This window comes from Chromobacterium sp. ASV23, from assembly GCF_016428945.1.
In the GTDB taxonomy this organism is placed as follows: domain Bacteria; phylum Pseudomonadota; class Gammaproteobacteria; order Burkholderiales; family Chromobacteriaceae; genus Chromobacterium; species Chromobacterium sinusclupearum.
Genome location: NZ_JAELTR010000011.1, coordinates 1 through 13,490 on the forward strand (window position 1 = coordinate 1; position 13,490 = coordinate 13,490).

The window sequence follows — 13,490 nt, forward strand, 5'->3', positions numbered from 1 at the left end:
CCCCCCCCCCCCCCCCCCCCCCCCCCCCCCCCCCCCCCCCCCCCCCCCCCCCCCCCCCCCCCCCCCCCCCCCCCCCCCCCCCCCCCCCCCCCCCTTTTCCCGCCCCCCCCCCCCCCCGCCCCCTCCACCTCCGTGCTGTCGTCGGCAGCGTCAGATGTGTATAAGAGACAGGCGCCGCAGCCCGCATCGCGTCCGGCAGCGGCCGCCGCGTCCGTGACCGCCAGCGCTTCGGTGCCGGTCGCGCGGGGCGTCTCGCCAGCCGCTCGCGCCTTGCAGGCAGCCGGTCTCAGCAGCCCGGCCAAGCCGGCGCCGCGGCAGGAACCGAGCGAACCCGCGGCCCCGGCTGTCGAGCCGGAGCCCGAGCCTGCGCCCCGGCCACAGCCGGTAGCGGTAGCGCCGGCTGCGCCAGCCAAGGTCGAAGCCCGGCCGCAGCCGCCTGTTGCGCCCGTCGTCGTGGCGCCTGAGCCGCAGGACGAGGCCGATGAGCGCGACGAGGAAGAAATCGTCGACGCGCCGTGGTCCGACGACGACGCGATGCCGGCTTACATGCAGCAACCGCCGCTGGAGGACGAGGCGGCGAGTTATCGCTTCGATGGCGACTGGCAGCGGCTGGTGGCCGATTTGGGCGCCAAGCTCGGCGCGGCGCGCATGCTGGCGCATAATGCAGTGCTGAAGAGCTGGAGTCAGAGCCGGCTGGAGCTGGCGGTGCCGGAGAGCTTCCGCCACATGAGCGGCCGCGATTACCAGGATAAATTGAAAGCCGCCTTGGCCGACCGCTTCGGCCATCCGGTGGAGTTGCTGGTGACGGTGGAGGAGCTGGGGATGGAAACCCCGGCCATGACCGATGCCAGGCTGCGGCAGGAACAGCTGGCCGTCGCCCGCGAATGCATGCAAAACGATCCGGTGGTGCAACAGATGGTGCGCGAGTTCGGCGCCACGCTGCTCATCGAGACCATTCAACCCGTACAGGAGTGACCGTAATGTTCGGTAAAGCTGGAATCGCTGGCCTGATGAAACAGGCCCAGCAAATGCAGGAAAACATGAAGAAGGCCCAGGAAGAACTGGCCAAGGTGGAAGTGGAAGGCCAATCCGGCGCCGGCATGGTGAAGGTGGTGATGACCTGCTCCCACGACGTCAAGCGCGTCGCCATCGACGACAGCGTGCTGGAAGACGCCAAGGAAGACAAGGACATGCTGGAAGACCTGATCGCCGCCGCGGTCAACGACGCCGTGCGCAAGGTGGACGCCACCACCCAGGAGCGCATGTCCGGCTTTACCAACGGCCTGAATCTGCCGGCCGGGATGAAGCTCCCGTTCTGACCCCAGGCCCGGCGACGGGCCTTTTTGTTCGGCGCGACATCCAGGCTCTGGCTGCGCTTTCCGTAATATGTGGGGCGCGCAAGCGCTTGAGTAAGCTGAAACCATTTCAGCCACGAAATCCACGAGAAACACGAACCTGACTGGCCGGGCCGGAGTGAGTCGCCGTCGATCGGGCAGCCGGCGCCTGTTGTTTTTCGTGTGGTTTCGTGGATTTCGTGGCAGAAATCCGGTTATTTCTTATCCGTACGATTTCGTGGTGTATGAGGTTTTGGGATGAAAAATCCTCCCGCGCTGGAACAATTGATCGCCGCTCTGAAGGTGTTGCCCGGGGTGGGGCCGAAGACTGCCCAGCGCATGGCTTTTCACTTGCTGCAGCGCGACAAGAAGGGCGCGGACAAGCTGGCGCGCGCGCTGGACAAGGCGCTGACTCAGCTGACCCATTGCCAGCGTTGCAACACCTTCAGCGAGACTGAACTGTGTCCGATCTGCGCCGACGAGGCGCGACGGCAGGATCAGCTGTGCATCGTGGAGATGCCGGCGGACTTGATGATGCTGGAACAGGCCAAGTGTTTCGAAGGCCTGTATTTCGTGCTGATGGGGCGGATTTCGCCGCTGGATAATATCGGCCCCAAGGACTTGAACCTGGACAAGCTGCTGCCGCGAGCCTTGGACGGGCGGGTGAGCGAGGTGGTGATCGCCACCAATTTCACCGCCGAGGGCGAGGTTACCGCCCATATGCTGAGCGAGCTGTTCAAGGACCGCGGCCTGGCGGTCACCCGCATCGCCCGCGGCATGCCGGTGGGCGGCGAGTTGGAGTACGTCGATCTGGGCACGCTGGCCCAGGCGGTGTACGAGCGCCGGGGGGTGTCCTAGGCGCTAGGGCGCAAGCTTTGCCTCGTGTTGGCCAGCTGTCTGGCGACCTTGAATTCCATCTGAGCGGACAATCCGCAATCGCGCCCGCCTGCTGTTCGCGGCGGTTCAGCCCTCCACCCGGTTTCTGCCGCCGCGTTTGGCTGCGTAAAGCGCCCGGTCGGCGCGTTCCATCATGCTGTGGATGTCGTCATGCTCCTGATAGGCGGATACGCCGAAGCTGGCGGTGCAGCGCTCTACGATGGGGAAATCATGGCGTTCGACAGCCTGGCGCAGCTTCTCCGCCAGGATGCGCGCGCCGGGTAGGTGGGTGTCGCTGCAAATGATCAGAAACTCCTCGCCGCCCCAGCGTACGGTGATGTCGCAGGCGCGGATATTGTCGAGGATGATCTTGGCTATGGTTTTCAGCACTTCGTCGCCGGCCTGGTGGCCATAACGGTCGTTGATCTGCTTGAAGTGGTCGATGTCCAGCATGATGAAGGAAAACGGGTTGGAAAAGCGTTTGGCCACCGCAAACTCATGCGGCAGCATCTTTTCCAGAAACAGGCGGTTGTACAGCCCAGTTAGCCGGTCTGTGGTGGCGAGCCGGTTCAGCTCTTCATTTTTTTGTTCCAGCTCGCGGGTGCGGCTTTTGACGATTTCCTCCAGCTCGTCGTTCATCTTTTGCAGCTTGATGATGTAGGAACGGAGCTCTTGGTCCAGCGCATAGGCCTTGATCGCGGACTGCAGGGTCAGAATCAGGTCCTCGTTCTGCCACGGTTTTTCCATGAAGCGGAACAGGCTGGCCTCGTTGATGGCGCGCTTGACCCCCTGCATGTCGCTCTGGCCGGTCAGCATGATCGTGATGGCCGACGGCTGGCTCATGTGCACCCGCACCAGCAATTCATCCCCTTTCATGCCGGGCATGATGTAGTCGGCCACGATGATGGTCAGCGGCATGCCTTCCTGTTGCAGTTCTTCTATCAGGTCCAGCGCTTCTTCCGCGCTTTCGGCGATTTCGATCACGACATCATTGTCAAAATGCTGCGACAACGCATTGCGCAAGGCGTTAAGCACGCCGATATCGTCGTCTACGCAAAGCACGACTTTGTTGGCGGGGCCGTTCTGCCTGTCAGCTGGCATGGTTGTTCCCCATCTTGCGCCAGAAGTCCGCCAGTCCCGCATCAATGCATTGAATCAGCTCCGCCGCGTCCCAGGGTTTGGAAAAGAAATGATTGGCCGATCCGGAGGCCAGCGCCGAATGAACCGAGGCTTCATTGCTCTGTCCGGACAGAATAACGGTGATGATGTGCGGAAAATGGATTCTGGCCTGGCAGAGAAACTCATCGCCATTCATGCCGGGCATGATGAAATCGGAAATGACGACCAGCGGAATCAACCCCTCGGCTGAAAGCTCGTTCAGAATATCCAGGCCTTCCGCTGCGCTTTCGGCGATTTCCACTAGATGGGCGGGATAATTTTTCCTCAATTGATCGCGCAGGGCGATGAGTACGCTGGGCTCGTCGTCCACACATAAGATGACGCCTTTTTTCATCTCGCCTCCTGCTGATAGGGCAAGAAAACCTTGAAGGTCGTTCCGATGCCAAGCTCGCTGAAAACTTCTATTTTCCCTTTGTGCCGTTCAATGATTTTCTTGACGATGTCCAAGCCCAGACCTGTGCCTTCGCCTCTGGGTTTGGTGGTGAAAAAGGGCTCGAAAATGCGTTCTTTTATTACATCGGAGATGCCGCAGCCGGTGTCGCTGATGGACACTACAGCATAGTCACCTTGCTTTTGGATGCCAAGTCGCAGGGTGCCGTGATAATCCATGGCCTGCAGTGAATTGGATATTAAATTGGTCCAGACCTGGTTTAATTGATCAGGCTGGCATTTTATATTGGGTATGTCTTGGTAATTTCTGATGACTTCGACGTTTTGCTTGGTTTTGTTCTGGTAAATGGTTAAAACGGTTTCGATGCTTTCCGATAAACAATGCTCATGCATCTCGCCATCGATATCGAAACGGGAGAAGGTTTTCAGCGCGAAAATGATTTTGCCTACGCGATCCACCGCCATATTGATATTGGATGCGTTCATGATGATGGATGAAATATTATAGGCGGCATTCAAAATGGCAGGGCTGTCGGGATGAACAAGTAGCGGCAGATAGTCCTGATACTGATCATGGGCTTTCAATTGCACCAGCATGGTGGCTTTGACGCGGGCGTCGTCTACCCCATGCTGCGTCAGCTGCTCAGCCAACTGGCGGGAGATGGCCCGTTCCTCCCGGCTGTTGAAGGCCGCCGGTTGCGCCTTGCTGCCGTCCAGCAGGCGTTTGAACAGCTCCAGATGGCTGGCGTCGAGTTGCATCAAGATGGAGGGCAGGCTGGAGAGCGCCAGCTCCAGCGCATCCAGAATATTGTTGCTGCTGGACTTGATCGCGCCGATCGGCGTATTGATTTCGTGGGCGACGCCGGCGACCAGTTGTCCCAGCACCGCCATTTTTTCGGACTGGATCAGTTGCCCCTGCGCGCGCCGCAGGTCTTGCAAGGTTTTGTCGGCATGCTGGCGCGCCGTCTTGATCATGTCGTAGGAAATCGCATTGGTGAGCGCGATGGCGGCATAGGCGGCGATGGAGCGGAAGATTTCCAGCTCGCGCTGCTGGAATGCGTCTGACGCATGGCTCAGCGCCATGGCGATGCCGATGCAGTTGCGGCCGGCGGTCAGCTGATGGATGACGCCCTGCCGCATGGCTGCTTTGGTAGTGTCGCAGCTCGCCGCATCCAGCTGGGCGATGCTGTGTTCGTCCAGCAACTGGACCTCTTCCATCGCCAAGAAGGCATTGACCATAAAGGAATCGGTCTGCTCCAGCGGCAGCAGCACGGATGGTTTTTCCTGGCCGTCGTCGATGCAGTAAATCAGCTCCAGGGCGTTGGCGTCGAATTTCAGCAGCGCGACGGCGAAGCCATCAATCGGCATTAGCTCGCGCAAGTGCTGGTACAGGGCGACGCATATGGCCTTGCTGTCCAGGCTGGCGGTCAGCGCCTTGCCGATGTCGCCCAGCTGCCGCAGGGTTTCGGCCGAGCTTGCCAGGGCCATGTTCGCTTGGTGCAGGTCGGCGGTGCGTTGATGCACGAGGTCGCTCAGATGGTCGCGGTGGGTGGACAGCTCCTCCTCGTATTTGTTTTTCTGTTGCAGGTATTCGGAAAGATTCTGCTGCATGGTGTTGATGCCATGCACCAGCTTGTCCAGCTCATCCTGATAGGTTCGCCGCCGCTCCAGGTGGATCTGTTGATGCAGGGTTTCCGGCGAGAATCGATCCAGGTGCAGCGCAATCTTGCGGATATGCGTGGTGACGTAGCGATTGACGATCAGCATCAGAAATCCGGCCAGCAGCAAGGAATAGATCGCCTGGGTGCTGATGATGTTGACGATTTCGCTTTTCAGTTCGGCGATGAGGATGCGGCTGTCGCCTTCAATTTCCAGGCTGCCTATGGTTTCCGTGGTGCCGGCGGTATGGTCGTGGTGTTTCAGCAGGGAAAAGATTTTTGGCGTCCAGGACGTGTTTTGCCATCCAGATTTGGACAGGCTGAAGGATTCCGCTTCGTAGTATTTCTGGGATTCGCCATTGAGGTTTATCAGCTTGATGGTGACCCTGCCGACGGCCGGCACTTGAAAGCTGCTGCGCAGATGTTCCTCTATCGAGGTGCGGTCCAGATCCCAGATTGCCTTGTTCAGCGTCTGCTGATAGATGCCATTGATCAGGTTAAGCTGATTTTGCATGGTCTGGACGTGGTTGTTCCAGGTCAGCCAGGTTTTGACGATGACGGTGGCGAAGGTGAAGGCTAGGCAGAATAACAGCGTGGCCAGTACTAGGCGGCCTGCTAATGATCTTATGCCGGTCTCGCCATTTTCCATTTTCCCTATCCCGACTTGCGCGTCCTCGCGCCGGATACTTCATTTTTGTAGCGGGCCAGAGGGGGGATTGCAATGCGGCGATGGCGGGGCGGTGAATGCGCTGGCGAGTCCTGGGTCATGCCTGCGCAGGCCGCGCGCCGCAATGGTTTGCGGCCCGGCTGCGCGAGGCCTTGAGTCAGCCGCGATCAGTCGCCATTGACCACATCCACCCCCTTGGGCGGCGTGAAGGCGAAGCGGCTGACCGGCAGATTGACGTTCTGCTGCGGTTGGCTGAAACGGATGCGGGTGTCGTTGCCGAAGCTGTCGGTCAGCTCCATTTCCACCAGCATATTGTTGCGGAAGCCCATGCGGATGGCGCTGAAAGTGTTGTCCTGCTTCTTGGGGCTGGCGGCCAGCCATTCCAGGTCGCCCTGTTTGCCGGCTTCGTTCAGCTTGTAGCTGCGCTCGATTTCATTGCTGCCGGCCAGCAAGGCGGCCGGGCTGGAGCCCAGCGCCGCGCCCTGCGCCTTGCGCGTCACTTGGGCCAGGTCCGGGTCGTAGATCCATAGCGTCTTGCCGTCGCCGACGATCAATTGGGCATACGGCTTGGTGTATTCCCAGCGGAATTTGCCGGGGCGGGAGATTTCCAGTCGGCCGCTGGCTTCCTCGCGTTTGCTCTTGTTGCTGACCGTTTGGGTGAAGTCCGCGCTCAGCGTTTTGCTGCCGGCGACGAAGGCCTTCAGTTGGCCGATGGCGGAGGCGTGGGCGGGCACGGCTAGGCTGCAGGCCAGCGCGGCGGCGCTCAGCAGGGAAAAAGACGGTTTCATCGGATGGATTCCTCAGGGCAGCCTGGCTGCGGTGAAAATGCTATGACTGCCGACGTTGGCGGCGGTTCGGCGCGTTGCGGGCGGAATAGCTTGCGGAATGTCGCATGCAGCCATGGCCGCCCGCGCCGGATCAGCTGAACCGATTGGTGATCGGGTAGCGCCAGTCCTTGCCGAAGCCGCGCTGGGTGACGCGCGGACCCACCGGCGCCTGGCGGCGCTTGTACTCGTTGATCTTGAGCAAGCGCACCACGCGCTTGACGTCGGCCTCGGCGTAGCCGGCGGCGATGATGTAGGCGGCGGATTCGTTGCCCTCGACATAGCGCGCCATGATGGCGTCCAGGATTTCATAAGGCGGCAGACTGTCCTGATCCTTCTGGTCCGGGCGCAGCTCCGCCGACGGCGGCCGGGTGATGATGCGTTCCGGAATCACGTCGGACACGGTATTGCGCCAGCGGCACAGCTCGAACACCAGGGTCTTGGCCACGTCTTTCAGCACGGCGAAGCCGCCGGCCATGTCGCCGTACAGCGTGCAGTAGCCGGTGGTCATTTCGGACTTGTTGCCGGTGGTCAGCACCAGCTTGCCGGACTTGTTGGACAGCGCCATCAGCAGCGTGCCGCGGATGCGCGCCTGCAGGTTTTCCTCAGTGGTGTCCATCTCCAGGCCGGCGAACGACGGGGCCAGCGCGGCCATGAAGCTCTCGTACATCGGCCAGATTTCGATCTCGTCGTACTTCACGCCCAGGCGGCCTATCATGTCGCGGCTGTCGGTGACGGAAATGTCCGCGGTGTAGCGCGACGGCATCATCACGGCGTGCACCTTGTCCGCGCCCAGCGCATCGACGGCCACCGCCAGCGTCAGCGCGGAGTCGATGCCGCCGGACAGGCCCAATAGCGCGCCGGGGAAGCCGTTTTTGCAAATGTAATCGCGCACGCCGACCACCAGGGTGCGATAGACGCTTTCCAGCGGGCCGGGCAGGGCGGCTTGGCGGCCAGCCTGGAAATCGCCGTCGGCGTAGTCCACCAGCAGCAGTTCGTCGTCGAAGGCGGCGGCCTGCGCGGCCACTTCGCCGGCCTGGTTCAGCGCGAAGGAGGCACCGTCGAACACCAGTTCGTCCTGGCCGCCGACGAGGTTGACATAGGCCAGCGGCAGGCCGGTTTCCTCCACGCGGTAGCGCATGACCTCATGCCGTGTTTCAACCTTGTCGCGGTGGAACGGGGAGGCGTTCAGGCTCAGCAGCAACTCAGCGCCTGCGTCGGCCGCCTCGGCCGCCGGCTCCAGTTGCCAGGCGTCCTCGCAGATCAGCACGCCGACTTTGACGCCGTTCTGTTCGAATACCAGCGGCGCGGCGCCGGGGGTGAAGTAGCGGCATTCGTCGAACACTTCATAGTTGGGCAACAGCATCTTGTGATACTGGCCCAGACGGTTGCCGTCGCGCAGCACGGTGGCGGCGTTGAAGCGCTCGTTGCCGATTTTCGCCGGATGGCCGACGATGACCGTGATGCCGTCCAGTTGCTCGATAATGTCCAGGCCCTTGGCCACTTCGCGGTAGAAGCTGTCGCGCAGCAGCAGGTCTTCGGGGCTGTAGCCGGTCAGCGCCAGCTCCGGCGTCAGCAGGATGTCGGCGCCCTGGGCTATGGCTCGCTGCGCGAGATCGACGATTTTCTGGGCATTGCCGGCGATGTCGCCGACCACGGGGTTGAACTGGGCGAGTGCGATACGCATCTTGAGAGAACACCGATGTTTCTTGATCCACACATTTTACCTGAAGACGGCGGCCCCGAAAGGAAAAGCATTGCGTCTGCAACTGTATGACGGCGTGAGCGCCGTTCCGCAACCGGCCTGGCCGGAGGGGGAGGGCGGCGGCGTGTTTGTCGGCCTCGAGTGGCTGGTTGCGCTGGAGGAAACCGGCTGCGTCGGCGGCGCCACCGGCTGGCAGCCCTTGCCGCTGGCGCTGGAGCGCCATGGCCGGGCTGAGGCGCTGGCGCCGGCTTATCTGAAGCAGCATAACCGTGGCGAGTACGTGTTCGACTGGGCTTGGGCCGAAGCCTATGCCCGCGCCGGACAGGATTACTATCCCAAGCTGGTGGTGTCTTCGCCGTTCAGTCCAGTCACTGGCAGCCGGCTGCTGGGGCGGGGCGATGATTCAAGACGGCTGATCGCTGGGCTGCAGCAGGTGGTGGACGACAACCGCCTGTCGTCGGCCCATGTATTGTTTCCGACGCTGGAAGAGGCGGAATGGCTGGCCGCCGCGGGCTGGCTGCTGCGCGACGGCGTGCAGTTCCATTGGAACAACCAGGGCTATGCCGATTTCGAGGCCTTCCTCGCCAGCTTGAGCCGGGACAAGCGCAAGAAGATACGCCAGGAACGGCGCAGGGTGGCGGACGCCGGCGTGCAGGTGCGCGCGCTGGATGCGGGGCAGATAGGCGATGCCGACTGGCGTTTGTTTTATCGCTGTTATCGCCAGACCTATCTTGAGCATCGCTCGGCGCCTTATCTGAATCTGGACTTCTTCCGGCGGATAGGCGAGCGGCTGCCCGGCCATTGCGTGATGTTCGTCGCCCGCCGCGACGGCGAAGATATTGCCGCCAGCCTGTGCATACGCGATGGCGCGGTGTTGTATGGGCGTTATTGGGGCGCGCTGGAGGAGGTGTCTTGCCTCCACTTCGAGCTGTGTTATTACCAGGGCCTGGAATATGCCATCGCTAAAGGACTGCAATGCTTCGAAGGCGGCGCGCAGGGCGAACACAAGCTGGCGCGTGGTTTCGAACCGGTGCGCACGGTATCCGCCCATTACATTGCCGACCCGCGCTTTAGAGAAGCGATCGCCGGCTGGCTGGCGCGCGAGCGCGCCGGCGTGACTGATTATGTGGACCAGTTATTTGCGCATTCCGCTTATAAAACACTTGCGCAAGAAGAATAGGGCTTATATACTGCGCAGCCTCTGTGGCCGAAACGCCGAAGGCGCTTCAGTACAGGGTTCTGGAGAGGTGGATGAGTGGTTTAAGTCGCACGCCTGGAAAGCGTGTTTAGGGTAATACCCTAACGGGGGTTCGAATCCCCCCCTCTCCGCCAGAATTCAATATCGAACCGCATCGCGGTTCCGACAATTTAGCAAGACACCTCCGGAGAGGTGGATGAGTGGTTTAAGTCGCACGCCTGGAAAGCGTGTTTAGGGTAATACCCTAACGGGGGTTCGAATCCCCCCCTCTCCGCCAAATAAAAAGCCCCGATTTTATCGGGGCTTTTTGCATTGCGCGTTCGTTCGCGCAGCCGTTATTGGCTTTGCGATCGCATGGATGGCGGCCGGCGAATTCCTCATCGCCGATTGCCTCAGGTCGCTCGCAGGAAGAATGTGGTCTGCGGCACGGCATTGCCGCCCATCACGCGGCGCGGGTAGGGACATAGCGATTGGCTGTCCGCTACCTCCGGTTCGGCCTGATCGCCGGCGTTGACGACCAGGTACATGTGGTTGTGGCATGTGCTGATCAGCACGCCGATGTCGCCGCTGCTCAGCAGATCATTGCCCGATTCCGCCGTGTCCGGCGTGCGGATCACATCCCAGCCGCGCCGCCGCAGTTCGCAGGTCAGCTCCAGCACGTCATTGATCACCCCGACATTGATTTGCGCCATGTCCAGCAGCAGGCTCAGCGTGGCGGCGCACAGGTTTTCGTCGCCGCGGCGCGCGTGACCGACAATGCCGCCGGCAGCCAGCCGGGCGACGCCCAGACAATTGGGGTTGCTGGCGTAATTGATCAGCAGGGGAATTTGTTGTCTATCCATAGGCCTCCTCATCCTTCCGCCGGCGCGCCGCCGCATGGAGCCATGCCCTTGTCGAGAAAAGACCGCCGAACCGTGCGACAGGCCCGGCGGCGGTTTGGATACCTCTTTTTAATCAGCGATGCTGCTGATTCCACCTAGTACAAACACTTATCTGGAGGCATGGGATGGCGCTGGCCTGCCGCAGCGCAGGCAATACGCAGTTTTGCGAGTGGGCTTGCCTATGGCGCCGTCGGCCAGCTATTCCTGAATGTAGTTTCTGAGCATGGCGGGTGGTGGCGGGCGAGGACCAGGTCTCTTTAATTCAGTTGGTGGCCTGTCTTCTAGGTTGGTGCAGGGAGGGCGAATGTTCAATGAGCGGCTGCGGGAGCCGGAGCGGATTCTGATCATCGACGACTCGCCGAGCAATGCGCGCGTGGTGGCCGAGGCGCTGCGCGGGCAGGCCGAAGTGCATCATGCTTCGGGTGAGCGGGCGGCGCTCGGCATGGCCAGAAGCCTGAAGCCGGATTTGATCTTGCTGGACATCGCCGTGCCTGACCGGGATGGCCGCGCCGTTTACCATGCGCTCAAGGCCATGCCGCAATTGCGGGATGTGCCGATCATCTGCATCACGGGCCAAGACGCGGACGACGAGCAATTGCAAGCCTTGGGCATGGACGGCGCCGACTTCCTGCGCCAGCCTTTGAGCGTGCAGGAGACCCGCGCTCGCATCCAGACGCACTTGACCCTGCAGCGCAAGGCGCGGCTGCTGGAGAGGGCGGCGCAGGACATGTCCGATATGCGGCGTTATTTTCCGGTGTTCATCGCTTACTGGAACGCCGACTTGCGCAATATTTCCTGCAATGACGCGGAAGGCTGCTGGTTTGGGCTGCCGGCGGCGGACATGGCCGGCTTGCACGCGCGCGACGCGCTTGGCGCAGACAATTATCGGGCGATGGCAGAACCGCTGCGGCAAGCGCTGGCCGGCAGCGACGCCTTGTTCGAATCGCGTTTTTCACGCCCAGACGGCGAGGCCTGGTATGGCAGAGTCGCCCTGATCAGCCGCGGAGCGAATGTGCTGATGATGTCGATTTCCGACGTGACCGACGACAAGCGGACCCAGCACGCCTTGTTTGACGAGAGGGAACGCGCTCGCGTCACGCTCAATGCCTTGGCCGACGCGGTGATCGCCACCGACGACGACGGCCGCGTGACTTTCCTGAATCCCATTGCCGAGAGCCTGACCGGGTGGCAGTTTGACGACGCGCTGAACCAGCCAGTCGATAAGGTCCTGCTGCTGCGCAACAGCCAGGGGCGAGCCCTGCCCAGCCCGACGCATCTGGCCTTGGCGGAGCGAAGAACCGTTGGCCTGGCGCTGGACTGCGAGCTGCAGCAGCGAGACGGCGGATTGCTGGCGGTCGTGGGCCGCGCCGCGCCGGTCATGGACCATGCCGGCAGGCCGGGCGGCGCCGTCGTGGTATTTCATGATGTCAGCGAGGCGCGGGCGATGGCCGTGCGGATGACGCATCTGGCCTATCACGACGCGCTGACCAATCTGCCCAACCGCATCCTGCTGCAGGATAGGCTGCTGCAGGCCTTGCAGCAGGCGGAGCAAAGCGGCGAGCGTTTGGGTTTGCTGATGCTGGACCTGGACCATTTCCAACTGATCAACGACTCGATGGGGCACGCGGTGGGCGATCAGCTGTTGCAGTTGGTGGCCTTGCGCCTGCAGCAGGGATTGCGGCCTGGCGATACGGTCAGCCGCCAGGGGGGCGACGAGTTCATCATTCTGATGCCGGGGCTAGGCACCATAGAGCAGGCCGGCATGCTGTCGGAAAAACTGAGGCGGCTTGTCGCCGAACCGTTCCGGCTGGGCGAGTCGCGCTACGATCTGTCCGCCAGCGTGGGAATCAGCCTGTATCCCGATGACAGCCGCGATGCGGATGAGCTGTACCGTCATGCCGACGCCGCGCTGTATCACGCCAAACAGCAGGGGCGCAATCATTGCCGCTTCTTTTCCGGCGAGATAGAGGATGCGTTGTTGACGCGGCAGGCGTTGGAGCGGCATTTCCGGATGGGCGCGAAGCAAGAGAGCTTTTTGGTCTATTACCAGCCCAAGGTGGACGTGGAAGACCTCAGCACTGTCGGCGTGGAGGCGCTGATGCGCTGGCGCAAGGAGGATGGCGATATCCTGGCGCCGGCGGAGTTCATTCCGCTGGCGGAAAAGACCGGCCTGATCCTGCCGCTGGGACAGCTGGTCTTGCGCCAGGCTTGCCTGGACGGCAAGCGTTGGCATGACGCCGGCTGCGATCTGCACGTGGCGGTCAATGTCTCCGCCATGCAGATCGCTGAGGCGGGTTTTTGCGAGCAATTGCGGGCGACGCTGAAGGAAACCGGCATGGCACCGGACCGCCTGCAGCTGGAGCTCACGGAAAGCGTGCTGGCGCGGGATGTCGAGCTGACGATGGCGATGCTGTCCGAACTCAAAAGCCTGGGCGTTTCCATCGCCATCGACGATTTCGGCACCGGTTACTCCAGCCTGTCTTATCTGAAGTCTTTTCCCATCGATGTGTTGAAGATAGATCAGAGCTTCGTGCGCGACATGCTCAGTGATACCAGCAGCGGGGCGATTGTGGCGGCCATCGTCCGGATGGCGCAGGCGATGGGCTTGAGCCTGGTGGCGGAGGGGGTGGAGTCGGCCGAGCAGGCCCATGCGCTGGCCAGGCAGGGGGTGCGGATCATGCAGGGGTTTTATTACGGCAAGCCGATGCCGGTCGAGGAAATGGACCGCCGGCTGAGTTGACCCCGCCGACGGCCCTTCTTGGCAGCCGCGCCACCTGC

10 protein-coding genes and 2 tRNA genes are annotated in these 13,490 nt (G+C 61.8%); 6 read left to right on the forward strand and 6 right to left on the reverse strand.

Annotated features, from left to right (window positions below; genetic code table 11):
- Positions 1-980 precede the first annotated feature (980 nt).
- Both JHD59_RS06910 and recR read left to right on the forward strand, forming a co-directional pair.
- On the forward strand, positions 981-1,319 hold the full coding sequence (locus JHD59_RS06910; protein ID WP_233163927.1) for a YbaB/EbfC family nucleoid-associated protein: 339 nt from the start codon (positions 981-983) through the stop codon (positions 1,317-1,319).
- 273 nt (positions 1,320-1,592) lie between these two features.
- On the forward strand, positions 1,593-2,192 hold the full coding sequence (gene recR / locus JHD59_RS06915) for a recombination mediator RecR (RefSeq protein ID WP_103318772.1): 600 nt from the start codon (positions 1,593-1,595) through the stop codon (positions 2,190-2,192).
- 105 nt (positions 2,193-2,297) lie between these two features.
- Here the strand turns inward: recR and JHD59_RS06920 are convergent, their stop codons facing one another.
- From JHD59_RS06920 to JHD59_RS06940, 5 genes are all read right to left on the reverse strand, one after another.
- Positions 2,298-3,311 (reverse strand): diguanylate cyclase, encoded by a 1,014-nt coding sequence (locus JHD59_RS06920; RefSeq protein WP_199153709.1) that lies wholly within the window; start codon positions 3,309-3,311, stop codon positions 2,298-2,300.
- Entirely contained in the window at positions 3,301-3,723 is a 423-nt protein-coding gene (locus JHD59_RS06925) for a response regulator (protein ID WP_199153710.1), read from the reverse strand. Before JHD59_RS06925 ends, JHD59_RS06920 begins: the two co-directional genes overlap by 11 nt.
- A complete protein-coding gene (locus JHD59_RS06930) occupies positions 3,720-6,086 on the reverse strand; it encodes an ATP-binding protein (RefSeq protein ID WP_199153711.1) in 2,367 nt (788 codons plus the stop codon). Before JHD59_RS06930 ends, JHD59_RS06925 begins: the two co-directional genes overlap by 4 nt.
- A 185-nt stretch (positions 6,087-6,271) precedes the next feature.
- Entirely contained in the window at positions 6,272-6,892 is a 621-nt protein-coding gene (gene lolA / locus JHD59_RS06935) for an outer membrane lipoprotein chaperone LolA (RefSeq protein ID WP_199153712.1), read from the reverse strand.
- 130 nt (positions 6,893-7,022) lie between these two features.
- The gene (locus tag JHD59_RS06940) at positions 7,023-8,615 is read right to left on the reverse strand and encodes an NAD+ synthase (protein ID WP_199153713.1); all 1,593 of its coding nucleotides are present in this window, start codon (positions 8,613-8,615) and stop codon (positions 7,023-7,025) included.
- 70 nt (positions 8,616-8,685) lie between these two features.
- Between JHD59_RS06940 and JHD59_RS06945 the strand changes: the two genes are divergently transcribed.
- The 3 genes from JHD59_RS06945 (at position 8,686) to JHD59_RS06955 (ending at position 10,108) form a co-directional block, all read left to right on the forward strand.
- Positions 8,686-9,813, forward strand: a complete 1,128-nt coding sequence (locus JHD59_RS06945; protein ID WP_199153714.1) for a GNAT family N-acetyltransferase — start codon at positions 8,686-8,688, stop codon at positions 9,811-9,813.
- 61 nt (positions 9,814-9,874) lie between these two features.
- Positions 9,875-9,965, forward strand: a tRNA-Ser gene (locus JHD59_RS06950).
- Between the two features lie 52 nt (positions 9,966-10,017).
- A tRNA-Ser gene (locus JHD59_RS06955) sits at positions 10,018-10,108 on the forward strand.
- A gap of 115 nt (positions 10,109-10,223) precedes the next feature.
- Here the strand turns inward: JHD59_RS06955 and JHD59_RS06960 are convergent.
- Positions 10,224-10,673 (reverse strand): hypothetical protein, encoded by a 450-nt coding sequence (locus tag JHD59_RS06960; protein ID WP_103318782.1) that lies wholly within the window; start codon positions 10,671-10,673, stop codon positions 10,224-10,226.
- 343 nt (positions 10,674-11,016) lie between these two features.
- Between JHD59_RS06960 and JHD59_RS06965 the strand changes: the two genes are divergently transcribed.
- Positions 11,017-13,452, forward strand: coding sequence for an EAL domain-containing protein (locus JHD59_RS06965; RefSeq protein WP_103318784.1), 2,436 nt, complete (start codon positions 11,017-11,019; stop codon positions 13,450-13,452).
- Positions 13,453-13,490 lie beyond the last annotated feature (38 nt).